This is a genomic window from Dactylosporangium sp. NPDC051087, from assembly GCF_055586325.1.
Genome location: NZ_JBVJIJ010000001.1, coordinates 535,757 through 559,521, shown reverse-complemented (window position 1 = coordinate 559,521; position 23,765 = coordinate 535,757). Strand labels below are relative to the sequence as shown.

21 protein-coding genes are annotated in these 23,765 nt (G+C 71.2%); 10 read left to right on the top strand and 11 right to left on the bottom strand.

Annotated elements, in window-relative coordinates; all coding sequences use genetic code 11:
* Window positions 1-646: 646 nt before the first annotated feature.
* From ACZ6TV_RS02580 to ACZ6TV_RS02570, 3 genes are read right to left on the bottom strand one after another with little or no spacing between them, the layout of a single operon-like run.
* A complete protein-coding gene (locus ACZ6TV_RS02580) occupies window positions 647-1,423 on the bottom strand; it encodes a maleylpyruvate isomerase family mycothiol-dependent enzyme (protein WP_465294522.1) in 777 nt (258 codons plus the stop codon).
* 47 nt (window positions 1,424-1,470) lie between these two features.
* Window positions 1,471-2,796, bottom strand: a complete 1,326-nt coding sequence (locus ACZ6TV_RS02575; protein WP_465294520.1) for an MFS transporter — start codon at window positions 2,794-2,796, stop codon at window positions 1,471-1,473.
* Window positions 2,793-3,233: a MarR family winged helix-turn-helix transcriptional regulator gene (locus ACZ6TV_RS02570; RefSeq protein WP_465294911.1), complete on the bottom strand. Its 441-nt coding sequence runs from the start codon at window positions 3,231-3,233 to the stop codon at window positions 2,793-2,795. Before ACZ6TV_RS02570 ends, ACZ6TV_RS02575 begins: the two co-directional genes overlap by 4 nt.
* 105 nt (window positions 3,234-3,338) lie before the next feature.
* Between ACZ6TV_RS02570 and ACZ6TV_RS02565 the strand changes: the two genes are divergently transcribed.
* A complete protein-coding gene (locus ACZ6TV_RS02565) occupies window positions 3,339-3,572 on the top strand; it encodes a DUF2530 domain-containing protein (protein WP_465294909.1) in 234 nt (77 codons plus the stop codon).
* A 9-nt stretch (window positions 3,573-3,581) separates the two neighbouring features.
* The gene (locus ACZ6TV_RS02560; RefSeq protein WP_465294518.1) at window positions 3,582-3,977 is read left to right on the top strand and encodes a VOC family protein; all 396 of its coding nucleotides are present in this window, start codon (window positions 3,582-3,584) and stop codon (window positions 3,975-3,977) included.
* Here the strand turns inward: ACZ6TV_RS02560 and ACZ6TV_RS02555 are convergent.
* Both ACZ6TV_RS02555 and ACZ6TV_RS02550 read right to left on the bottom strand, forming a co-directional pair.
* A complete protein-coding gene (locus ACZ6TV_RS02555) occupies window positions 3,967-4,617 on the bottom strand; it encodes a helix-turn-helix domain-containing protein (RefSeq protein WP_465294516.1) in 651 nt (216 codons plus the stop codon). The genes ACZ6TV_RS02560 and ACZ6TV_RS02555 overlap by 11 nt on opposite strands.
* A gap of 31 nt (window positions 4,618-4,648) precedes the next feature.
* Window positions 4,649-5,500 carry a DUF3027 domain-containing protein gene (locus ACZ6TV_RS02550; protein WP_465294514.1) on the bottom strand — a complete coding sequence of 284 codons (852 nt, stop codon included), beginning with the start codon at window positions 5,498-5,500 and terminating at the stop codon, window positions 4,649-4,651.
* A 72-nt stretch (window positions 5,501-5,572) separates the two neighbouring features.
* Between ACZ6TV_RS02550 and ACZ6TV_RS02545 the strand changes: the two genes are divergently transcribed.
* From ACZ6TV_RS02545 to ACZ6TV_RS02535, 3 genes are all read left to right on the top strand, one after another.
* Window positions 5,573-7,846 (top strand): MFS transporter, encoded by a 2,274-nt coding sequence (locus ACZ6TV_RS02545; protein WP_465294512.1) that lies wholly within the window; start codon window positions 5,573-5,575, stop codon window positions 7,844-7,846.
* Window positions 7,843-8,535, top strand: a complete 693-nt coding sequence (locus ACZ6TV_RS02540; RefSeq protein ID WP_465294510.1) for a futalosine hydrolase — start codon at window positions 7,843-7,845, stop codon at window positions 8,533-8,535. Before ACZ6TV_RS02545 ends, ACZ6TV_RS02540 begins: the two co-directional genes overlap by 4 nt.
* Before the next feature lie 161 nt (window positions 8,536-8,696).
* A complete protein-coding gene (locus tag ACZ6TV_RS02535; RefSeq protein ID WP_465294907.1) occupies window positions 8,697-9,515 on the top strand; it encodes a 1,4-dihydroxy-6-naphthoate synthase in 819 nt (272 codons plus the stop codon).
* Window positions 9,516-9,530: 15 nt separating this feature from the next.
* On the opposite strand, the gene ACZ6TV_RS02530 is transcribed toward ACZ6TV_RS02535, so the two are convergent.
* Both ACZ6TV_RS02530 and ACZ6TV_RS02525 read right to left on the bottom strand, forming a co-directional pair.
* Window positions 9,531-9,929, bottom strand: coding sequence for a cold-shock protein (locus ACZ6TV_RS02530; protein WP_465294508.1), 399 nt, complete (start codon window positions 9,927-9,929; stop codon window positions 9,531-9,533).
* 50 nt (window positions 9,930-9,979) lie between these two features.
* Window positions 9,980-10,711 (bottom strand): HAD family hydrolase, encoded by a 732-nt coding sequence (locus ACZ6TV_RS02525; protein WP_465294506.1) that lies wholly within the window; start codon window positions 10,709-10,711, stop codon window positions 9,980-9,982.
* Window positions 10,712-10,753: 42 nt separating this feature from the next.
* Between ACZ6TV_RS02525 and ACZ6TV_RS02520 the strand changes: the two genes are divergently transcribed.
* A complete protein-coding gene (locus ACZ6TV_RS02520) occupies window positions 10,754-12,385 on the top strand; it encodes a glycosyl hydrolase family 18 protein (protein WP_465294504.1) in 1,632 nt (543 codons plus the stop codon).
* Between the two features lie 77 nt (window positions 12,386-12,462).
* Window positions 12,463-14,823, top strand: a complete 2,361-nt coding sequence (locus ACZ6TV_RS02515) for a helicase-associated domain-containing protein (protein WP_465294502.1) — start codon at window positions 12,463-12,465, stop codon at window positions 14,821-14,823.
* 397 nt (window positions 14,824-15,220) lie between these two features.
* Here ACZ6TV_RS02515 and ACZ6TV_RS02510 read toward each other — a convergent pair whose 3' ends face one another.
* Window positions 15,221-15,472: a hypothetical protein gene (locus tag ACZ6TV_RS02510; protein WP_465294500.1), complete on the bottom strand. Its 252-nt coding sequence runs from the start codon at window positions 15,470-15,472 to the stop codon at window positions 15,221-15,223.
* A 43-nt stretch (window positions 15,473-15,515) separates the two neighbouring features.
* Window positions 15,516-15,710, bottom strand: coding sequence for a hypothetical protein (locus ACZ6TV_RS02505; protein ID WP_465294498.1), 195 nt, complete (start codon window positions 15,708-15,710; stop codon window positions 15,516-15,518).
* 298 nt (window positions 15,711-16,008) lie between these two features.
* On the opposite strand from ACZ6TV_RS02505, the gene ACZ6TV_RS02500 reads away from it, so the two are divergent.
* Window positions 16,009-17,652, top strand: a complete 1,644-nt coding sequence (locus tag ACZ6TV_RS02500; RefSeq protein ID WP_465294496.1) for a DNA repair helicase XPB — start codon at window positions 16,009-16,011, stop codon at window positions 17,650-17,652.
* A 919-nt stretch (window positions 17,653-18,571) separates the two neighbouring features.
* On the opposite strand, the gene ACZ6TV_RS02495 is transcribed toward ACZ6TV_RS02500, so the two are convergent.
* Together ACZ6TV_RS02495 and ACZ6TV_RS02490 are read right to left on the bottom strand one after the other, a co-directional pair.
* Window positions 18,572-19,636 carry an aspartate-semialdehyde dehydrogenase gene (locus ACZ6TV_RS02495; RefSeq protein WP_465294494.1) on the bottom strand — a complete coding sequence of 355 codons (1,065 nt, stop codon included), beginning with the start codon at window positions 19,634-19,636 and terminating at the stop codon, window positions 18,572-18,574.
* 11 nt (window positions 19,637-19,647) lie between these two features.
* A complete protein-coding gene (locus ACZ6TV_RS02490; RefSeq protein ID WP_465294492.1) occupies window positions 19,648-20,913 on the bottom strand; it encodes an aspartate kinase in 1,266 nt (421 codons plus the stop codon).
* Window positions 20,914-21,033: 120 nt separating this feature from the next.
* Here ACZ6TV_RS02490 and ACZ6TV_RS02485 point away from each other — a divergent pair, with 120 nt between their 5' ends.
* A complete protein-coding gene (locus tag ACZ6TV_RS02485) occupies window positions 21,034-21,837 on the top strand; it encodes a hypothetical protein (protein ID WP_465294490.1) in 804 nt (267 codons plus the stop codon).
* A gap of 155 nt (window positions 21,838-21,992) precedes the next feature.
* Window positions 21,993-23,699, top strand: coding sequence for a 2-isopropylmalate synthase (gene leuA / locus ACZ6TV_RS02480; protein ID WP_465294488.1), 1,707 nt, complete (start codon window positions 21,993-21,995; stop codon window positions 23,697-23,699).
* Window positions 23,700-23,765: the final 66 nt, after the last annotated feature.

Here is a 23,765-nt window from a genome sequence, read left to right as displayed (position 1 = left end):
GACGGCAAGGAATCGGTCCCAGGCGAAGCCGACACGGCGACCAAGCGCAACGAGGTGACGCGCAGACGCTCAACGTGACTCCGCAGCGACAGCACGGCGAGGAATAGGACCTCACCGAAGCAACCCTGCCCAGCGCGACCTGCCCAGCGCGGCTATCCCGGCAGAGTTCCACGACGCAGTGCGGGCGCCGGAAGCTCGGCAGCGCGGCGCCGCAGAGTGGCGGGTGGGTCAGTGAGCCGTAGGACGATCCGGTAGCACCCCTCGTCGCCACCGGATCGTCCGCGGATCGTCGCTAGTCCACCGCTTCGATCATTGCCGCTCCCGTCAAGCCCCTCCCCACCTGCACAAACAGTCGAGCTCGCTCGGCCAACCAACCCGCCGTGGCCCGCCCACGCCGTGACGGCGCACATGCAGAGCCGCCGTGACCGGACGCCACCGTGACCGGGCGACACTGTCGTGGTCCTTCCGCCGTCACCAGCTACGGCAAGGAACGCCTTCGACGCCCGGTCGGCCGCCCCCGTCGGTCAGCCAACCCTCGTCTCCCGCGCACCCCACCCGAGCCGCCGACACCCTCCAGACCGGCGGCAACCCCGGAAACAGCCCAGACCAGCGGCAACCCCAGAAAAACCACGCCGAGCGGCGGGCGCTACTGCGTCGAGGCCACCAGCAGGTTGCGCAGCTCGGTCAGGGCGGTCTCGTCGCCCTCGGCCTGGGCCTGCGACACCCCCGGCGACTCGCGGGCCCACAGCCAGCGCAGCAGTCCCGTCGCGCTGCCGCTCACCGTGGCGTCCACGGAGGTCGAGGCGGCGGTCGCCGGGTCGGCGTCGGTGATGTCGGCTCCACCGGCGTCGGTGCGGATCAGCCAGCCCGGGCCGCCGTCGACGCCGACGATGACCGTGCGGCCCTTGGCGCCGGCGAGGACGGGCTCGAAGTCGTCGTGCCAGGCGTGCGAGCCATAGCCCACGAACAGCTTCAGCACCTCGTCGATCCCGTCGATCGCCAGGTCGTCGGGGATCGGGGCGGCCGGCACGCCGAGCGCCAGCTCCGCGTCGAGGCGGTGGATCACGGTCTCCTGCGCCATCCGCCGGACCCAGAAGCCGACGGTCTGGTCGGGCTCGTGCCAGGTGCGTGACGGCGCGGCGACGTCGCGGGCGGCGAACTCGGCGGTGAGGGCGGCATAGGCGCGGTCCAGCAGCGCGATCGTGTCCTCACCGTCGAGGCCGGCTGGTGGCCAGGGGTCGGGGAAGGCGTTGAGCCGCATCGTCTCGGCCTTGTGCAGATAGACCTCGGCGACGTGCCTGACCAGGTCGGCGACGGTCCAGCCGGGACAGCTCGGCACCGCCGCGGCCAGGTCCGAGGCGGCCACATCCCGGAGCCGCCGTTGGTCGGCGGCAAGACATTCCAGCAATCGCGATGGCTCCATGCCCGCGACCTAACCACATGGGTACGACAAAAAACCGGCGAACAAGATCAGCGCACAGCGGGCCGCACGCGCGGCACCCGGAGCTCGAACGCCGGGGTGTCCTTGCGGGCCGGTTCGAACACGTGCAGGTGCGGGCGGGGGCGCAGGTGGACGCTCACCTTCCCGCCGACCTTGCGCAGTTGCAGGGCGGCCATCACGAGCGTGGCCAGCAGCGACGCGAGCCCGCCGATCCAGATGCCGGAGCGCGGCCCGTACTGCTCGGCGCACCACCCGATGAGCAGTGACCCGATGGGTGTGCTGCCGAGGAAGACCAGGACGTACAGCGCCATGACGCGGCCGCGGAACTCGGGGTCCGTGCCGAGCTGGACGCGCTGGTTCGCGGCCTGCGCGAAGTAGATCATGAAGAAGCCGGTGGGCAGGAGCAGCAGCACGGCCGTGACGAACGTGGGCGCGAACCCGACGAGCATCTCGAACCCCCCGAACAGCACCGCGGCGGCGAGCACCACGTAGGCCGACGGCCTGACCCGGCGGCGGGAGCTGGCCAGTGCGCCGCCGAGCGCGCCGACGGCGAGCGCGGTCGAGAGCAGGCCGAAGTACTGCGCGTCGACCTTGAACTCGACCTTCGCGAGGACGGCGAGCGTGAGCTGGAAGTTGAAGCCGAAAAGCCCGACGACGAGGACCAGGAAGATGGCGAGGCTGAGGTCCGGCCGGCGCTTCACATAGCGGAGTCCGTCGATGGTACGGGCATCGCTCGCCGAGATCGGCGGTCGTTCGACACGGAACAGCTCGGCGGTGCGCATGCGGGTCAGCCCGACCAGCGGCGCGAGACACAGCCCGGCGGTCAGCAGGAAGATCGGGCCGGTGCGGTCGTGCATCAGCGCGATGATCAGGCCGGCGATCGCGGGGCCGACGACCCGGGCCGTGTTGAACGTTGCGGAGGACAGCGAGAGCGCGTTGGGCAGCAGCTCCTTGCCGACCAGTTCGGAGACGAACGACTGCCGGACGGGGGTCTCGATCGCGCTGATCACGCCGAAGAGGGCGGCCGTCACGAACACCCACCAGAGGGTCACGACGCCGGTCACGACCAGCACCCCGAGCAGGGTCGCGACCAGGGCGGAAGCGGCGTTGGCGATGAGGAGCAGACGCCGCTTGTCGAACCGGTCGGCGAGCTGCCCCCCGTACAATGTGAGCAGCAGAACGGGCGTGAACTGCAACGCCGTGACCACGCCGAGGGCGGTCGGCGAGTTGTCCGAGAGCTGCAGGACGAGCCAGTCCTGCGCCACGAACATCATCCACGTGCCGAGAAGCTTGACGAGCTGGCCGGTTGTGAACAACCGGTAGTTGCGGACCTTCAGCGAACCGAAGACGGTCATGCGCTGCGACCTATTCGGCCGAGGATCTCGGCCGCCTTCCCGAGCGTCTCGCGCTCGTCCGGAGTGAGTGCGGCGAGCTGCTTGGCCAGCCACTCGTCGCGGGCGCGGCGGTGTTCGGCGATGACGGCCCGGCCCGCCTCGGTGGCGGCGAGGATGACCTGCCGGCCGTCGGTCGGGTGCGGGGTGCGCTGGACGAGGCCGCGCTCCTCCAGCTTCGCCACGATCTTGGTGAGGGTCGGCGGCTGCACCCGCTCGGCGTCGGCCAGCTCGCGGGGAGTCAGCGCGCCGTTGAGCTCGAGGCTGGTCAGCGCCGAGAGCTGGGTGATCGTCAGGTCGCCGATCGGCCGCGCCTGGCGCAGCCTGCGGTTGAGTCTGGTGATGCTGTCCCGCAGCGCCGCCGCGAGCTGCGCGCCAGTGATCTTCGGAGTTCTCACCATCACAGTCGTTAGCATACCTAATGAGCTTGGCTAACGACCTGTGTCGGTGATCACGGGAGTACCGTGTGCGGCGTGACCAGCCAGCCGAAGCCGCTCGACCCGCCGATGGTGCCGTTCGCCCTCGCCGGGATCGGCCTGTGGATTCTCGCGGTGCTCGTGATGCTGCCGTTCCGCGACGAGCTGGCCGAGGCCGGGCACGGCAGCTGGTTCGGCATCGCGGTCGCCGGGGTGCTCTGGGGCATTCCGGGCGGGCTGACCATGGTGGTGCACGACCGCAACCGCAGGCGCCGGCGCGCGGCGTCCGATTCGTTCAAGACCGGGCAGACCGGCGGCGAATAGCCTCGGGGCATGGCACCCACACTCAACTACATCGGCCTCGTGGTGGCCGACATGCCCAGGACGCTGGCCTTCTACCGCCTGCTCGGCCTCGACGTGCCGGCCGACCAGGACGCCGCCCCGCACGCCGAGCACACGCTGCCCGGTGGCATGCGGATCTGCTGGGACACCGAGGAGACGATCCGGTCGTTCGATCCCGAATGGAAGCCGGGCGCGCGCGGCGACGGCCGCTCGGCCATCGGGTTCGAGTGCGACACGCCCGCCGAGGTCGACAAGGTCTACGAGATGATGATTTCCGCAGGGTACGAGGGTCACCTCGCACCCTGGGACGCCTTCTGGGGCATGCGCTACGCCGTCCTGCACGACCCGGACGGGCACGGGGTCGATCTCTACTGCACTATCGGATGACGGTGCTCAGCGGCGCGCCGGCCAGCGCCTTCACTTCTCGCGAGAGGTGTGCCTGGTCGGCGTAGCCGCTGCTGGCGGCCACCAGGCCGAACGGCATGCCACGGCGGGCCAGGTCGAGTGCCGTGTTGACGCGCAGGATGCGGGAGAGGGTCTTCAGCCCGTACCCGAAAAGGTGCAGGCCACGGCGGTGCAGCTGACGCTCGCTGAGGTTGAGCTCGGCGGCGACCTCCGCGACCGGCCGCTGTGCCCTGATCCGCTCGACCAGCGCACGCACCCAGCGCTCGTCCGAAGTGTCGTTCCTTTCAAATGCCGCCTCGAGATCCGCGGCCGGGTCGGCGGCCTCGTCCAGCCGCTCCTGCAGCCGCCTGACCCGCGCTGACGGCCACAACGCCGACAGCGGGACCCGCTGGTCGCGCAGCTCGTCGGCGTGGACCCCGAGGATGCCGGGGGCCTGCCCCGGATCGAAGCGGATCGCCGTGTACGTGCGGCCCGCCGGGCTCGTCCCCAGCTTCGCGACCGTGTCAGGGCCGGCGACGAGCAGCTCGCCGCCCTGATGATGGATCACGTCCATGCAGCCGTCGGGCAGGATGCGGAACTCCGCGCTCCCGCCCGGGCCCAGCTGCCAGACCGTCGCGTCCATCGTCCGCGACGGTCGCTCCCGGTAACCCCGCTCAGCCGTGGCCATAGGGCTCGGCGGGCTCGGCCTCGTCGACCGATCCGTGGGCGCGGCTCACCGACACCGACTCGACCTCGCTGTCGTCGAACACCGTGGGCAGCTCGTCGACCGCCTGGACCTGCTCGACCAGCACCTCGGAGTGCGCGCCGCAGCCGTGGTCGACCGAGACGACCTGGGCGTCGTCGGGCGCATACTCGTTGCCGCACACCCCGAACGCCTGCCGCATCGACCCGGCGAGCTGCAGGTAGAACCCGCACGAGCCGCACCGGGCGGCCGACGGCGCGGCCACCGAGATCGGCGCGTTGGGGCCCCGGTCGCCGTCATACCAGCGCTGGGCGGCGTCGAGCCGCCCCTCGCGGGACAGCACCCGGACCCGGCCGAGGCCGAGCTCCCAGTTGGTCTCCTCGACCGCCGGGTCGTCCGACTGGACATAGCCGGGCGCGAGCCGCACGTCATCCGCGGGTGTCGGCAGAAGGTCTCCGACGCCCAGGTCGCCCGGCTGCAACCGCTCCTGCCACGGCACCCACTCGGGCGCGCGCAGCGCCTCAGGGCCCGGCAGCAGCGTCGACTCGCAGATCGTCACCTGCTTGCTGCGCGGGATGCGGGTCACGCTCACCGCCCAGCGCCAGCCCCGATATCCGGGCAGGCCACAGGCGAAGAAGTGGGTGACGAGCCGCTCACCTTCGGAAACGACGCCGAGATGCTCGCCGATGTGGTCGGGGTCGACGACGTCCAGCCCGAGGCGGGCGATCTCCACGGCGTCCGCGCAGACCTGGTCAGGCTTCCCCGCGCGGCCGCTGGAGCGGGTCGGGGTAGTCGAGGCTGTCACCCCTCCATTCTTCCTCATCGCCACGCCTGATGAGCACGGCGGCCCCGGCGTGGCCGGAAACTGTCGCACCCATGGTTCAGGATGGGGGGCATGTCGGTGATTCGAGGCGTGGCGCAGACCGTGGTGACGACCGTGCGAGCAGCACGGGTCGCCACTGTCGGCGGCGCCCGGGCCGGCCGGTTCGTGGGGCGCGGCATGCTGCGCGCCCGCGAGCGGGGCGCCGGCGGTGAGACCGGCATGCTCCGCCTGCTCGACCTGCACGCGGCGTCCTGCGCCGGCGACACGCTCGTCGCGCTCGGCCTCGCCGGCACGATCTTCTTCTCGGTGCCGGCGGGCGAGGCCCGCGACCGGGTCGCGCTTTATCTGATCGTGACGATGCTGCCGTTCGCGCTGCTGGCGCCGATCGTGGGGCCGGTGCTCGACCGGTTCCGGCACGGCCGCCGCTATGCGCTCGCCACGACGATGCTCGGCCGGGCGTTCCTGGCCGTCCTGATCTCCGAGCACCTCACCGGCTGGGCGCTCTATCCGGCCGCGTTCGGCATGCTCGTGCTCTCCCGCGCCTATGGCGTCGCCAGGAGCGCCGCCGTGCCCCGGGTGCTGCCCAAGGGGCTCGGCCTGTCCGAGGCCGGGGCCCGCGCCTCCGTCTATGGCACGTTCGCCGGGGCGCTCGTTCTGCCGGTCGGCCTGGTCGCGGCGCAGTTCGGCCCGCAGTGGCCGCTGCGGCTGTCGATCATCGTGTTCTTCTACGGCATGGTCACGTCCCTCCGGCTGCCGCCGCGCGCCGACTCGGACCCGCCCGAGCAGGTCCCGCGTGTCCTGCAGCGCCCGAGCCACCGCGGCGCGAAGGTGCTCTCCGGCCGGGTCGTCGTCGGCGCCCTGATCGGCAGCGCGACCCTGCGCGCGCTCTATGGCTTCCTGACGCTGTTCCTGGCGTTCGCGATCAAGGACCGTTCGCTCCCCGTCGGCCTCGGCCCGTGGAAGCTGTCCGAGCAGGTGGCGATCGTGGTCGTGGCCGCGGCGCTCGGCGTCGGCTCGTTCCTGGCGACCGCGGTGGGCACCCGGCTGCGCATCCGGCGCCCGGCGCTGCTGCAGGCGATCGGGATCGCGATCACCGCGTTCGTGGCGCTGATCGCCGCCGACCGCAACTCGCTGGGCGCCGTCGCGCTGCTGTGCCTGGTCACAGCGATCGCGAGCGGCCTGGCCAAGCTCGCCGTCGACGCCTCGATCCAGGAGCGCGCCGACGAGCAGGTCAGGGCCAGCGCGTTCGCCCACTCCGAGACGCTGCTCATGGTGGCGTGGGTGCTCGGCGGCGCGGTCGGGCTCATCCCGTTCGGCAGCGGCTGGGGCATGATCGTGGCCGCCGTGTTCATCGGGCTCGGCGCGGTGCGGGCGATCTGGTCGGCGATCGCCCTGCGCAAGGAGCGCCTGCGCGGCGCCCCGCTCGACCACGACGAGTCCCCCACCGACCCGGTCACGGCCGCTGCCTCAAAGTCCGGCGGCTCGACGGGCGGGTCCGGCGGCGGTTCGACCGGCAGCGACAGCGTGCGCGGTGGCGATGTGGGCGGCGGTTCGTCCGGCGGTGGTAGTGGCGGTGCGGGCCGTGGCGGCGGCGCGAGCGGCGCGGGCACTGCCGGTGCCGGTGCGGGCCGTGGCGGTTCAGGCGGTGGCGGTTCAGGCGGTGGCGGTTCAGGCGGTGGCGGTTCAGGCGGTGGCGGTTCAGGCGGTGGCGGTTCGAGTGGTGACGGTGCGTTTGGTGGCAGTTCGGCTGGCGGTGGCTCGGGCGTTCGGGCCGGCGGGCCGGCGGGTGGTGCCACAGGCGGAGCCGGTGGTTCTGGTTCCGGCTCCGGAGGCTACGGACCCGGTGGCGCCTCGGGCGGGGCCGGGCTTTCTGGTTCCGGCGGCGCCGGCGGTTCTGGTTCCGGCGGCACCGGCGGCTTCGGCCGGCGGGGTGGGCCGGGTGGGTCTGACGCCACGACCGTGCCCCGGCCCGCGGCCGCCGATGCCGGTGGGACCCGGCGGATGCCGTCCCAGGCCGGTCCCGGCGACGAGACACCGACCGTCGATCAGAGCGCCGGGGGTGACCAGTCGCGGCGCCGGTTCGGGTGGCGCCGCCGGCGCCCCGCCACCGGCCCCGCAGCCGAGCCGGCCGGCGGTGGCCCTGGTGGCGGCTCCGGTAGTGGCTCCGGCGGTGGTGCTGGTGCGGCGGGCGGCTCGGCCGGTTCTCGCCAGCCGGCCGACGCGACGCGGCGGATGCCTTCTGTCGACGTGGAGGACGGGGCGGCGCCGCTCGCCCCGCCGGGATACACGCTGTATCGCCCCTCAGGCATCGACCCGACCAGACGCCTGGAGGATGAAGACCGATGAGACCGTTCCTCGGACATGACCGCGCCTTGATCGTCACGGCCGTCGACATCGAGCGGACCACCGTGCTCGCCGGCCTCGGCATCACCGACCCACGCCCCGACGACCTCGAGTCCGGCGCCCCGATCGTCGTGGTCGCCGCGGGGGTCGGTCCAGCTGCTGCGGCGGCCGTGACCGCGCAGTTCACGACGACGGCGGTCAACGACGGCCGGCCCTTCGGGGTGGTCCTCTCAGCAGGGATCGCGGGTGGTTTCGCCGGACGGGTCGAGATCGGTGGCCTCGTCGTCGCCACCGAGACCATCGCCGCCGACCTCGGCGCCGCGGGTCCTGACGGGTTCGAGATTGTCGACGACCTCGGCTTCGGCACCGCCCGCCACGACGCGGACCCGGCCCTGCTCCGCACCCTGCGCCAGGCGCTGCCCGAGGCCGTCGGCGGGCCCGTCCTCACCGTTTCCACGGTCACCGGCACCGCCGAGAGCAAAGAAGCGGTCGAGAAGCGGCACCCGGACGCCGTCGCGGAGGCCATGGAGGGGTTCGGCGTCGCCACCGCCGCCCGTCTCTGGCCGGGCACCGCGTTCGGCGAGATCCGCACCGTCTCCAACGCCGTCGGCCCCCGCGACCGGGCCGCCTGGCGCATCCCGCAGGCCCTCGAAACCCTCCGCGAGGCCTTCGCGACCCTCGCCGGCCGCTGACGGCACCCATGATCCGGAAGAGTTGTTGTCGCCAGGGCAACAAGAAGTCTTCCGGATCATGAGGATCGCGCATTTACGGACGTCAACTGCGTTGCAAGGGTCACAGCGGGCGTTTCGCCACTCGGCGTGTGGTTGCGGAATTCGGGGTTAGATTCGGGGTTGTGACGCTCTCGCTCGCCTTTTCGCCGTGCCCCAACGACACGTTCGTCTTTCACGCGCTCGCGCACGGGCTGGTGCCGGGGGCACCGGCGTTCGACGTGACGTATGCCGATGTCGACGTGACCAACACCGCCGCCGAGCGGGGCGAGTTCGACCTGGTCAAGGTCAGTTACGCGGCGCTGCCGTGGCTGCTGGACAAGTACACGTTGCTGCCGTGCGGCGGGGCGCTCGGGCGCGGTTGCGGCCCGCTGGTGCTGGTCAAGGATCAGGCGATCACCAGCCTGGAGGGCAGGACCGTGGCGGTGCCGGGCGACCGCACCACCGCATATCTGCTGATGCGCCTGTGGTCGGCGGGTGCTCCGCCGAAGCGCGTGGAGATCGTGCCGTTCGCGGAGATCATGCCGGCGGTGGCCAAGGGGCAGTTCGACGCCGGTCTGGTGATTCACGAGGCGCGGTTCACATTCCAGCGGCACGGCTTGCATGCGCTCGCCGACCTCGGGGAATGGTGGGAGGGCGACACCGGGCTGCCGATCCCGCTGGGGGCGATCATCGCGCACCGCGACCGGGTCGATCCCGAGCAGGCCACCGCATGGATCAAGGAGTCGGTGCGGCAGGCCTGGGCCGATCCCACCCGCAGCCGGCAGTACATCCTGGAACACGCCCAGGAGATGGAGCAGGCGGTCGTCGACCAGCACATCGGGCTCTACGTCAACGAGTTCACCTCGTCGCTCGGCCCGGACGGTCACGCCGCGGTCGACGCCCTGCTGACCAGGGCCGCCGCCGAGGGGCTGGTCCCAGCCACACCCCTCGTCGGCGTCTGAAAAGCCGGTCGAACCTTAAACTTCCAGCTCCCGCGCCACCAGATGCACGGCTTCCGCGACGGTCTTGGCGGTCTTCCGGTCCGGATACCGCCCCCGTCGCAGGTCGGGCTGGATCTTCGCCTCGAGGACCTTGATCATGTCCTCGATCAGGCCGTGCAGCTCATCGGGCTGGCGACGGTTGGCCACGGCGCGCGCCTCGGTCACGGAGGGCGGCGCGTCGAGGAGCTTGACGTGCATCGCCTGGTTGCCCTTGCGGCTCTCCACCACCCCGAACTCGACCCGCTGGCCGGTCTTCAACTCACCCGCACTCGCCGGCAGCGCCGCCTTGTGCACGAAGACGTCGCCGCCGTCGTCGCTGGTGAGGAACCCGAAACCCTTCTCCGTGTCGTACCACTTCACTCGACCCGTCGGCACGCTGCCCTGCTCCCCAGTGTTTGACCCGTCCCACCCACAACACCACAAGGCTAGTCACCGCTTCCCGGACGGCCAACCGAGATCACGCGCCGGAGAAACGCCGGGAACGCGTGCAGATCGGCGCCCACATCCGTCGCGCCGGCGGCCCGCAGGTCAGCGGCGGAGCAGGGCCCGGTCGTCACGCCCAGGACGGGCACGCCGGCGAGGACTCCGGCCTGCATGTCCGCCACGTGATCGCCGACGTACGCCGTTGCGCCGATCGCCTTCAGTACCGACGCCTTCTCCGCGGCGAAGACGTCGCCGTGCACCTCGTCGACCGGAATGTCCAGATGGGCGAGATGGAGCGATGCGAGCCTGCCCAGCTTCGACGTGATCACCACGATCCGTCCGCCGGCGGAGCGGACCGCCGCAAGGGCGGCCAGCGCGCCCGGCAGGGCCAGCGCCGGGGCGATCGCATGCGAAACGTACAGGTCACGATAAATACGGACCGCCTCCTCGACCTCGGAGGCCGGGAACCATTCGGACATCTCCGCCCTCAGCGGTGGACCGAGGCGCGAAACGGCGAGGTCGGCGTCGACGTGCACGCCGGTGTGCGCTGTGAGCGCCCGCCAGGTCGCGGCAATTCCGGGCCTGGTGTCGAGGAGCGTCATGTCAAGGTCAAAGCCAATGACAACCGGTTGTTGAGACACCTTTAAGGATGCCCAGGTCACGATAGGTGAGCCATCGAAATACTCACCGATCACCAGTTGACGGGGTGAGACTTCGACCACTAACGTCTCCAACACTTTTAGGAAAGTTTCCTAAAGGATCATCCAGGAGACGCGATGAAACGATCCGTCCGCAACGGCCTCATCGTCGCCGCCGCGCTGGCAGTGGCCGGGGCCGTCGTCCCTATCGTCACCACTACCGCCAACGCCGCCGGCAACCTCAGCGCAACGTTCACGGTCGACCAGGACTGGGGCAGCGGCTGGGGCGCCAACTACAAGATCACGAACGGCACCGCCAGCGCCATCAACGGGTGGACTCTTGAGTTCGACCTGCCCGCGGGCGGTCAGATCACGAGCTTCTGGGACGCAGACGTCGTGCGCACCGGTCAGCACTACGTCGCCAAGAACAAGTCATGGTCGCCGACGCTCGCCGCCGGTGCCAGCTTCAGCTGGGGCATGAACGGCAGCGGCGCGAAGCCGCCGATCAACTGCAAGATCAACGGCGTGACGTGTAGCGGTGGCACCCCCACCACCAACCCGCCGACCTCGACTCCTCCGACGTCCAAGCCCCCGACGTCGAACCCGCCCACCTCGAACCCCCCGACCTCCAACCCGCCGACCTCGAACCCCCCGAGCGGCAAGAAGGTCGTCGGCTACTTCGCGGAGTGGGGCGTTTACGGCCGCAACTACCACGTGAAGAACATCGACACGAGTGGCTCGGCCGCCAAGCTGACCCACATCCTGTACGCGTTCGGCAACACGACCGGTGGCCAGTGCTCCATCGGTGACAGCTACGCCGACTACGACAAGGCCTACACCGCTGCCGAGTCGGTCGACGGCGTCGCGGACACCTGGGACCAGCCGCTGCGCGGCAGCTTCAACCAGCTCAAGAAGCTCAAGGCGAAGTACCCGCACCTGAAGGTGATCTGGTCCTTCGGTGGTTGGACCTGGTCGGCCGGCTTCACCCAGGCCGCCGCCAACCCGACCGCGTTCGCGAACTCCTGCTACAACCTGGTCAACGACCCGCGCTGGGCCGGTGTCTTCGACGGCATCGACATCGACTGGGAGTACCCGAACGCCTGTGGTCTGCAGTGTGACGCCAGTGGCCCGAACGCGTTCAAGAACGTGATCGCCGCGCTGCGCGCCAAGTTCGGCTCCAGCAAGCTGGTCACCGCGGCCATCACGGCCGACGGCAGCAACGGTGGCAAGATCGACGCCGCGGACTACGCCGGTGCGGTCGGCAACCTCGACTGGTTCATGCCGATGACGTACGACTACTTCGGCGCCTTCGCCGCGCAGGGCCCGACCGCCCCGCACTCGCCGCTGAGCTGCTACTCGGGCATCCCGCAGGCGGGCTTCTGCTCCGAGGCCGCGATCGCCAAGCTCAAGGCCAAGGGCGTTCCGTCCAACAAGCTGCTGCTCGGCGTCGGCTTCTACGGCCGCGGCTGGACCGGCGTCACCCAGACCGCGCCCGGTGGCACGGCGACCGGTGGAGCCCCCGGCACGTACGAGACGGGCATCGAGGACTACAAGGTCCTCAAGAACACCTGCCCGGCCACCGGCACGGTCGGCGGCACGGCGTACGCCAAGTGCGGCAACAACTGGTGGAGCTACGACACCCCGGCCACGATCCAGGGCAAGATGAGCTACGCCAAGACCCAGGGCCTGGGCGGCTCCTTCTTCTGGGAGCTCTCGGGCGACACCACCAACGGTGAGCTGATCACCGCGGTGAGCAACGGTCTGAAGTAACAACCACCTACGAGAGAGGGCGGGGCCGGTGGCCCCGCCCTCTTTTGTCATACCGGGCGGTTAGCGTATGAGGTGAGATGACTACCTCGCTCGCAGACCATTTCCGCGCCCTGCCCGACGACGGGCTGATGGCGCTCATCCGGCTGCGCCCGGATCTGGTCATCCCGCCCCCTTCGGACTTCTCCGCACTGGCACATCGTGCCCAGTCGCGCGTGGCGGTGGCCCGCGCGCTCGATGGGCTCGACACGTTCACGCTGGAGATTCTCGACGCGCTGCGGTACACGCGCATTGGCCACACCACGTCCACCGAGGCGGTCCTGGCGCTCACCGCCGCCTCCGGGGTCGAGGCCGTGCGGGTGCGCGGCGCGATCGACCTGCTGCTGCAGCACGGCATCGCCTATGGACACGACAGCGCCCTGCGCATCGTCGGCGCCGTCGACGAGGTCTGCTCCCCCTATCCGGCGGGGCTCGGCCGGCCCGCCGCCGACCTCGACCCGCTCGCCGGCGCACTGGCCGCCGACGCCGCGAAGCTGCGCCGCACACTGCTCGCCGCGCCGCCCGCCGCCCGCGCGGTGCTCGACCGGCTCGCCGCGGGCCCACCCGTCGGCACCGTCAATCTGAAGGCCGGTCCCGACTCGCCGGTGGGCTGGCTGGTCGAGCAGCACCTGCTGGTCGCGGTCAGCCGCGACGCCGTCGAGCTGCCGGTGGAGGTGTCGCTCGTCCTGCGCCGCGACGGCGGCCCGCTCGGCCAGCTGCACCCCGACCCGCCGCAGGTGCAGACCCCGGCCCGCGACGTCGCCCAGCTCGACCGCGCCGGCGCCGGCCAGGTGCTCGAGCTGGTGCGCAATCTTGAGGCGCTGATCGAGGCGATCAACGCCGACCCCCCGACCGTGCTGCGCTCCGGCGGCATGGGCGTGCGCGACCTCCGCCGCCTCGCCAAGCTCGTCGGCGTCGACGAGCAGGCCGCCGCTCTCCTGGTCGAGATCGCCGCCGCCGCGGGCCTGCTCGGCGAGGAGATCATCGACAACAAGCGGGTCGAGAGCGTCTTCCTGCCCACGGTCGCCTATGACGTGTGGCGCGCCTTCGGCATCGCCGCCCGCTGGCACCGCATCGCCGTGACCTGGCTGACGATGACCAGGGCACCGTCGCTCATCGGCCAGCGCGACGACCGCGACCGCCCGTTCAACGCGCTCGCCCCCGAGCTGTCCCGCCCCGGCGCTCCCGCCCAGCGCCGTGCCGCGCTGCAGGTCCTGGCCGAGCTCCCGCCGGGTGCCACCATCGCTCCGTCCGACGTCGTCGACCTGCTCTCCTGGCGCACCCCGCGCCGGGTGTCGCGCAGCGCCGCCGCGGCGGTCGAGGCCAATCTCGCCGAGGCCGCCCTCCTCGGCCTGACCGGCTATGGCGGCCTCACCGGCTATGGCCGGCTGGTCGTCGACGAGGTGACCTCCGGCAGCGTCGACACCGACGACCCGCTCGGCCTCAACGCGCCCGACGGCACCGCGCTCACCGGCTCCGCGGCCCTGCTCGACACGCTCCTGCCGCCCCCGGTCGACCACGTCCTGCTCCAGGCCGACCTGTCCGTCATCGTGCCCGGCCCGCCCGAGCCGACCCTCGCCGGCGAGCTCGAGCTGCTCGGCGTCCAGGAGTCCGCCAGCGTCTTCCGCATCACCGCCGAGTCGGTCCGCCGCAGCCTCGACGCCGGCTACAGCGCCGCCGACCTGCACGCGCTGCTCGCCCGCCGCTCCCGCACCCCTGTCCCGCAGACCCTCACCTACCTCATCGACGACATGGCCCGCCGCCACGGCGGCATGCGCATCGGCTCGGCCAACTCCTATGTCCGCAGCGACGACGAGACCCTGATCGCCGAGGTCCTCGCCGACCGCCGCCTCCAGGCGCTCACCCTGCGCCGGCTCGCCCCGACCGTCCTGGCCAGCCGCCACACCCCCGCGCGCCTCCTGGAGGCCCTCCGCGAGGCCGGCTATCCGCCGATCCAGGAGGACTCGACCGGCGCCGCCGTCCTGACCCGCCCCAAGGCCCGGCGCGGCCCGCCCCGCCCCAGCTGGGCGCACCGCGGCATCGAGGACCCGGCCGCCGCGGCCCGGCTGTCCACGCCACGCCTCGCGGGTGTCATCGAGCAGATCCGTCGTGGCGACGCCGCCGCCCGCGTGGCCCGCCGCGCCCCCGTGACCGTCCGCGCCAACGGCGCGTCCACGTCGTCGCACACCGAGGCGCTCGAGGTCCTCCAGCAGGCGCTGCGCGACAAGACCCGCGTCTGGGTCGGCTATGTCGACTCCCACGGCGCCACCGCGTCCCGCCTGGTCAGGCCCGTGTCGATGGGCGGCGGTTATCTGCGTGCCGAGGACGAGCGGACCGAGATGCTGCACACGTTCGCCCTGCACCGCATCACGGCCGCCGCGCCGGAGGACGGCTCCGTGTAGGAGTGCACGGCTGCTCCGGCGCTTCCGTCAGCGCTTGGTCCGGCCTCCGGATCGGGCGGCCGTCGGGCCTGACGGCTTCTCCTGGCGCCGACGGCACGTCCGGCCCGCGGCCCCCGCCGGCTCCCACCCGCTGGATCCGGTGGCGTCCCGTCGGTGACGGGCCTGCGCCGGGTCACGGGTGCGGTCCTGCTAGGCGCGCTGCTGCTGTCTCGAGCACCAGGAGCGCAGCTGCTGTTTTTTGAGCAGCAGGAGCGCAGCTGCTGTTTGAGCAGCAGGAGCGCGGCGAGGGCGGCCCTGGGCACTCGGTCGTGGCCCGGCCGTCGGTCACGAAACCGGAAGGGTCGCGGGTCGGGCGTTGCGGTGGCCGTACACCTGCCGCGGCCGAAACTGCGTGAACTCAGCCGCGACCGGGGGAGTCGTCCGCGCGGGCGGCGCCGATGATCGAGACGATGAGCAGGATCACGGCGAGGCTGCCGACCGTCTCGCCGATCGCGTCGGTGAGCGGGCTGCCGAGCACCAGCCACGACACCAGGAACCAGGTCAGGCCCAGCGCGCCGACGGTGGCGACGCCGAGCATCGCCAGCGGTGAGAAACCGGCCCGGGCGTCATCGTCGACTGTCGATGCCGGCGTGCCCTCCAGATCGGTCACCTTCCACAGCGTACCGACTCATCGCCCGCTGTCACGGCCCTCATCAACCCCGGCGGATGGACCCGATCACGGAGACGACCAGCATGAGGACGAGGATCGCGCCGAGGGACTCGCTGACCGCGGTCTGGACGTCGGTGTGCACCACCTGCGACGACAGCAGAAACCAGCCGACGGCCACCGCCGCCGCGGCGAGCCCGCCGAACGCCAAGGCCGCTCCGTCACCCAACCGCCGACGCACGCCGACCAGTCTACGGAGGCGGAGCGGACGACGCGCCCACCCCCGATACCGATCGGGAAGAAAGGCGGTAGCCGGCCCCCGCGACCACACCGCCATATCCCGATCCGAACGCGGACGTCCGGCTCCACCACCGACTTACGGGCACAACAGCGACATGACAAGCGATGGAGGCGAGTCGATCGCCAACCACCACGTGGCCGTCATAAATTCAGACGCGATCCGACCCCCTGAAGGTTGCGCGAATTCGAAATCTCCCACATTTCGGGAACTGTCATAGGTGCGTGCGACACTGGTTCCCGTGCCCGAAGGTCCATTGATCGTCCAGTCCGACAAGACCCTGCTGCTTGAGGTCGACCATCCCGACGCACTGGCGTGCAGGATGGCGATCGCGCCGTTCGCCGAGCTGGAGCGCTCGCCGGAGCACGTGCACACCTATCGCCTGACGCCGCTCGGCCTGTGGAATGCGCGTGCCGCCGGGCATGACGCCGAGGGGGTCGTCGACGCGCTGCTGCGGTTCTCGCGATACCCGGTTCCCCACGCGCTGCTCGTCGACATCGCCGAGACGATGGACCGCTATGGCCGCCTCCAGCTGCTCAACGACCCGGTCCACGGGCTCGTCCTGCGCGGCCTGGACCGTGCCGTGCTGGTCGAGGTCGGCAAGAGCAAGAAGCTGGCCGGGATGCTCGGCGCCAACATCGACGCCGACACCCTCATCGTCCACGCGTCCGAGCGCGGCCGGCTCAAGCAGGCACTGCTGAAGCTGGGCTGGCCCGCGGAGGACCTCGCGGGCTATGTCGACGGCGAGGCGCACCAGATCGACCTGGCCGAGGACGGCTGGGTCCTGCGTTCCTATCAGCGCGAGGCGGTCGACTCGTTCTGGGCCGGCGGCTCCGGCGTCGTCGTCCTGCCCTGCGGCGCCGGCAAGACCCTCGTCGGCGCGGCCGCCATGGCGGAGGCCAAGGCGACCACCCTGATCCTGGTGACCAACACGGTCGCCGGACGGCAGTGGAAGCGCGAGCTGATCGCGCGCACCAGCCTGACCGAAGAGGAGATCGGCGAATACTCCGGCGAGCGCAAGGAGATCCGCCCGGTCACGATCGCCACGTATCAGGTGCTGACCACCCGCCGCGGCGGCGCGTTCCCGCACCTGGACCTGTTCGGTGCCCGCGACTGGGGCCTCATCGTCTATGACGAGGTCCACCTGCTGCCCGCGCCGATCTTCCGGTTCACCGCCGACCTGCAGGCCAGGCGCCGGCTCGGCCTGACCGCGACCCTGGTCCGCGAGGACGGTCGCGAGGGCGACGTGTTCTCCCTGATCGGCCCGAAGCGTTACGACGCGCCGTGGAAGGACATCGAGGCACAGGGCTGGATCGCCCCGGCCGAGTGCGTCGAGGTCCGCGTCACGCTCACCGACAGCGAGCGGATGGCCTATGCGGTCGCCGAGCCCGAGGAGCGCTATCGGGTCGCCGCCACCGCCCGCACGAAGCTGCCCGTGGTCCGCGCCCTGGTCGAGCGGCACAAGGGCGACCAGATCCTGGTCATCGGCGGCTACATCGATCAACTGCACCAGCTGGGCGAGTTCCTGGACGCCCCGATCGTGCAGGGGTCGACGACCAACAAGGAGCGCGAGCGCCTGTTCGACGCGTTCCGCACCGGCGAGCTCAAGACGCTGGTCATCTCCCGCGTCGGCAACTTCTCCATCGACCTTCCCGAGGCCGCCGTGGCGATCCAGGTGTCGGGCAGCTTCGGCTCCCGCCAGGAGGAGGCCCAGCGTCTCGGCCGCGTCCTGCGCCCGAAGGCCGACAAACGCCAGGCCCACTTCTACACGGTCGTGGCCCGGGACACGATCGACACCGAGTATGCGGCGCACAGGCAGCGCTTTCTGGCTGAGCAGGGCTACGCGTACACCATCACGGACGCTGACGACGTGCTCGCCCCGTAGCGCCGCACACCCGAGCACCACCTTGACGGGGTGCGGGCGCTCGGGTTCGGCGCACTGTCGTCGGCTGCGGACCGCAGGTGCAAGCGGGAGAAGTGCCCGGCGGGCGGACCTCGCCTGCCGCGCCCGGAGTTGATGATCGGCGCCGGGTCTGTGCCGGGCGGCCGCTGCCCGGCATGGACCACAGCGGACCAGGCCAGGCGCGGCGATCGGTCGCCGACCTGCCCTGGTTCACAGCATCGGTCGCCGGGGCTGCGGACCGCAGGCGCAAACGCCAGAGGTGCTCGGCGGGCGGAACTCGCTCGCCTGCGCCCGAGGCTGATGATCGGCGCCGGGCGGGCCACTGCCTGACGAGAACCGCAGCGGAGCAGGGCAGGCGCGCCGACCCGCCCGAAGTTCACAGCACCGGTCGCCGGGGCTGCGGACCGCAGGCGCAAACGCCAGAGGTTGGCAGCGGAGTCGACCCGCTGGCTGCGGACCCGGTAGAGCGGTGCTGGCCGGCGTCGGCACGGGTCGGTTCGCAGGCAGGTCGACACCCCCACTGTTCGTGCCCGAGCCTGATGGTCGAGCGAGCCGAGCCAGCCGAGCCGAGCCCGGTGAGCCGAGCCAGGCTGAGCCCGGTGAGCCGAGCCGACCAGGGCTGGACCAGCCACGCCGCCTGCTGCCCGGGGTGGGAGGCCGCCAGCATCAGGGGCAGGTCGGCGCCGGGCATTAGAGCGGGGTCTGCGGCAGGTCAAGGCCTGGCGGGCCCGGCACTCCAACGCTGACTCGTGCCGGGCAGGCCTGCCATCGGACGGATGGTCGCCGGCGTGACCAGGGCGATGGGCCGGTCAGCCCGGGCACGGTCAGGTCGCAACCAGGGCAACGAATGCGACCCGGGCCCGGTGGTCGGCGCGGCAGGTTGCCGGGCCGGGGGCGGGGGTCAGGATGAGGTCTGGAGTTCCTTGGAGAGGAGCTCGGCGATCTGGGCGGTGTTGAGGGCGGCGCCCTTGCGGAGGTTGTCGCCGGTGACGAAGAGGTCCAGGGCGCGAGGGTCGTCGATCGAGCGGCGGATGCGGCCGACCCACGACGGGTCGGTGCCCACGGCGTCGATCGGCATCGGGAACTCGCCGGCGGCGGGGTCGTCGACCAGGATCACGCCGGGGGCGTGGCGCAGGACCTCGCGGGCGCCCTCGGCGTCGACCTCGACGCCGAAGACGGCGTGGATGGCGACGGAGTGGCCGGTGACGACCGGGACGCGGACGCAGGTGGCGGAGACCTTCAGGTCGGGCAGGCCGAGGATCTTGCGGGACTCGTTGCGCATCTTGAGCTCTTCGGAGGACCAGCCGGCGTCGCGGAGCGAGCCTGCCCAGGGGACCACGTTGAGCGCGAGCGGCGCCGGGAACGGGCCGAGGTCGTCGCCGACCGCTTGGCGGACGTTGCCGGAGCGGGAGCCGAGCGAAGGGTTGCCGGCGACCCGGGAAATCTGGCTGAGCAGCGTGTCGACGCCGTCTTTGCCCGCGCCGGAGACTGCCTGGTACGACGCCAGGACCAGCTCCTTGAGGCCGTATTCGCGGTGCAGCGGGGCGAGCGCCACGATCATCGCGAGGGTGGTGCAGTTCGCGTTGGCGATGATGCCCTTGGGGCGGTTGCGGGACTGCTCGGGATTGATCTCCGGCACGACCAGCGGTACATCGGGATCCATGCGGAAGGCGCCGGAGTTGTCGACCGCGATGGCGCCGCGGGAGACGGCGATCGGGGCCCACTCGGCGGAGACCTCGTCGGGGACGTCGAACATCGCCACGTCGACGCCGTCGAAGACGTCGGCGGCGAGTTCCTGGACGACGACCTCCTCGCCCCGCACGACCAGGGTGCGGCCGGCGGAGCGTTTGGAGGCGACGAGGCGGATCTCCCCCCACATGTTCTTGCGGGAGGAGAGCAGCTCACACATGACGGTGCCGACGGCGCCGGTGGCACCGACGACGGCCAGCGTTGGTAACGCGCTCATAACGAGCGAACCTACCGTCCGGTCCCCGCGTACACCACGGCTTCCTCGGTGCCGCCCAGCTCGAATGCGTCGTGGATGGCGCGGACGGCGACGTCGAGGTCGGTGTCGCGGCAGACGACGGACACCCGGATCTCCGAGGTGGAGATCATCTCGATGTTGACGCCGGCCTCGGCGAGGGCGGCGAAGAGCTTGGCCGCGACGCCCGGGTTGGAGCGCATGCCGGCGCCGATGAGGGAGACCTTGCCGACGTGGTCGTCGAACAGGATCTCGCGGAAGTCGACGGTGGCCTTGACCCGCTCGAGCGCGGCCTTGGCGGTGGCGCCGTCGGTCTTCGGCAGCGTGAAGGAGATGTCGGTGCGGCCGGTGCCCTCGGTCGACACGTTCTGCACGATCATGTCGATGTTGGTCTCGGCGGCGGCGACCGTCTGGAAGATCCGCGCGGCGACACCCGGCTGGTCGGGCACGCCGACGATGGTGATCTTCGCTTCGCTGCGGTCGTGCGCGACGCCGGTGATGAGTGCTTGCTCCACAGGAAGGTCCTCTATCGATCCGGTGACCATGGTGCCGTTGGCGGTCGAGTATGACGAGCGGACGTGGATCGGCAGGTTGAACCGCCGCGCGTATTCGACGCTGCGCAGGTGCAGCACCTTCGCGCCGCAGGCGGCCAGCTCGAGCATCTCCTCGTAGGTGATCTGCTTGATGTGCCGTGCGTTCTTCGCGACCCGCGGGTCGGCGGTGAAGATCCCGTCGACGTCGGTGTAGATCTCGCACACGTCGGAGTGCAGCGCCGCGGCGAGCGCGACGGCCGTGGTGTCCGAGCCGCCCCGGCCGAGGGTGGTGATGTCCTTGGTGTCCTGCGACACACCCTGGAAGCCGGCGACGATCGCGATGGCGCCCTCGTCGAGCGCGCCGCGGAGGCGGCCCGGGGTGACGTCGATGATCCGGGCCCGGCCGTGCGTCGAGGTGGTGATCACGCCCGCTTGGCTGCCGGTGTACGACCTGGCCTCGTAACCCAGATTGTTGATCGCCATCGCGAGCAGCGCCATGGAGATGCGCTCGCCGGCGGTCAGCAACATGTCCAGCTCGCGGCCCGCCGGGACCGGGCTGACCTGCGACGCGAGGTCGAGGAGCTCGTCGGTGGTGTCGCCCATGGCCGAGACGACCACGACGACCTCGTTGCCGGCTTTCCGCGTGTCGACGATCCGCTCGGCGACGCGCTTGATGCGCTCGGCGTTGGCGACGGACGACCCGCCATACTTCTGCACGATCAGCGCCACGCCGTCGAGCTCCTTTCCACCCGTACGGGCGATGTCAACGCAGCCGAGCGTACCGGCGGCAGGTGTCCCCCGGGAGTGGCGTTCCCACGATCCGGCCGCCCGGCAGGCGAGAATACGCACGTGCGCTCACGTCAGGGCCGGGCAACCGCGATCACTGTGACCACCGGCACGGCGCTCGCCGTGATCACCGGGGTGCTGCTGGCGGCCTGCGGCTCCGCCGAGCCGGTGGCCATGCCGTCGGCCCCGGCGACCGGGGCGCCCGCGCAGGCGGACCCCCGCGGCCAGCTCGCCGCCAGGGTCGCGGTCGCCAAGGACCAGCGGTACATCGCCGCGTACACCCTCGTCGTGCAGGGCAAGGCGCCGCGTTCGGTGCTGGTCACGGTCGCCACCGACCGCACCTGGCGGGTCGACATCCAGGGTGGCGCGCTCGGCGGCACCGCCGACGTCGCGATCGCGAACCGGCCCGAGGGCGTCTACCAGTGCGCGATCAACCCGGCGAGCGGCTGCGTGCGGGTCGCCGCCACGAACAAGAAGCTGCCGGTCGCGATCGACCCGAAGCTGCAGTACGTCTTCATCGCCTGGCTCGACGTGCTGCTCGACCGGCAGGTGCCCCTGGCCGTGTCGCCCGCGGAGCCGCTGGCGGGCACGTCCGCGCCGTGCTTCGCGGTCGAGCCCGGGGTCACCGCGGTACAGCCGCCGATCGACGCCGGCGTGTTCTGCTACAACGACCGGGGCATGCTGGTCGCCGCCAAGATCCCGCTCGGCCAGCTGACGCTCACCGGGGACCCGGCGCCGGCACCCGAGACGATCACCCTGCCGGGGCCGGTCGTCACCACCGCTCCGCTCGGAACGACGTCGCCGCCTCCACCGAAACCGTCATCTTCGTCACCGTCGGTCGCACCGTCGATCTCGCGCTCCCGGTGAGTGGTAGGCTCTCGCTCGACATGTGGCAGACGGTTCTCCTTCTTCGTCGCCGCGACGAGGCCCGACAGGCCGGCACCTCGTCGCGGGGTTGAGTCGCGTCTGCGCGCTCCTGCCGGTCGACCTTCTTCGGCCCTTTTTCCCAGGAGCAAGAGACCATGTCAGAGATCGCCAATCAGACCGCCAGCCGGATGCCCGTAGAGCGCTACCGGCCGTTCAGTGAACAGTTCCCGGTCCCGCTGACCGACCGCCAATGGCCCTCCCGTGAGGTCAAGGTCGCGCCCCGCTGGTGCGCGGTGGACCTGCGCGACGGCAACCAGGCGCTGATCGACCCGATGTCCGTGGAGCGCAAGCGCCGCATGTTCGGCCTGCTGGTCCGCATGGGCTACAAGGAGATCGAGGTAGGTTTCCCGTCCGCGTCGCAGACCGACTTCGACTTCGTGCGGACGCTGATCGAGCAGGACCTGATCCCCGAGGACGTCACCATCCAGGTCCTGACCCAGTGCCGGGACACCCTGATCGAGCGGACGTTCGAGTCGCTGCGCGGCGCGAAGCGGGCCATCGTGCACTTCTACAACTCGACGTCCACGCTGCAGCGCCGGGTCGTGTTCGGCCTGGACAAGGCCGGGATCACCGACATCGCCACCAGCGCGGCGCGGCTGTGCCAGAAGTACGCCGAGGCGATCACGCCCGACACGGAGATCTACTACGAGTACTCGCCGGAGTCCTACACGGGCACCGAGCTGGACTACGCGCTGGAGGTCTGCAGCGCCGTCATCGACGTGCTGCAGCCGACCCCCGACCGCCCGCTGATCGTCAACCTGCCGGCCACGGTGGAAATGGCGACCCCCAACGTCTACGCCGACTCCATCGAGTGGATGTCGCGCAACCTGCCGCGGCGCGAGTCGGTCGTGCTGTCGCTGCACCCGCACAACGACCGGGGCACCGCCGTCGCCGCCGCCGAGCTGGGCCTGCTGGCCGGCGCCGACCGGGTCGAGGGCTGCCTGTTCGGCAACGGTGAGCGCACCGGCAACGTCGACCTGGTCACGCTGGGGCTGAACCTGTTCTCCCAGGGCGTCGACCCGCAGATCGACTTCTCCAACATCGACGAGGTCAAGCGCACCGTCGAGTACTGCAACCAGCTGCCCGTGCACGAGCGCCACCCGTATGCCGGCGACCTGGTCTACACGGCCTTCTCCGGCTCCCACCAGGACGCGATCAAGAAGGGCTTCGACGCGTTGCAGCGGGACGCGGCGGCCGCGGGCGTCGAGGTCGACCGCTTCACCTGGGGCGTGCCGTACCTGCCGATCGACCCCAAGGACGTGGGCCGCTCCTACGAGGCGGTCATCCGGGTCAACTCGCAGTCCGGCAAGGGCGGCGTCGCCTACGTCATGAAGTCCGAGCACCACCTGGACCTGCCGCGCCGGCTGCAGATCGAGTTCTCCGGCGTCGTGCAGCGGCACACCGACGACGAGGGCGGCGAGGTCAGCCCGCAGGCGATGTGGGACTTCTTCTCCGCGGAGTACTTCTCCGACCGCCGGTTCGCGCTGCAGGGGTACGAGGCCTCCACGGTGGACGGCAAGGTCACGCTGACGGCCGACGTGGCGGTCGACGGCGAGGTCCGGTCGGTCTCCGCCACCGGCAACGGCCCGATCGACGCGTTCGTGCACGCGCTGGGCGACTTCGGCGTCGACGTGCGGGTCCTGGACTACGCCGAGCACGCCCTCACCGCGGGTGAGAGCGCACAGGCCGCGGCGTATGTCGAGTGCTCCGTCGACGGCCGGACCTTCTGGGGTGTCGGCATCGACGCGAACATTGTGACCGCATCGTTGCGTGCCGTGCTGAGCGCCGCGAACCGCGGCTGAGCCGTCCGCCGGAGGCCGGCCCTTCCGGGGGCCGGCCTCCGCGACACACGCGGATCCTGCTGCACT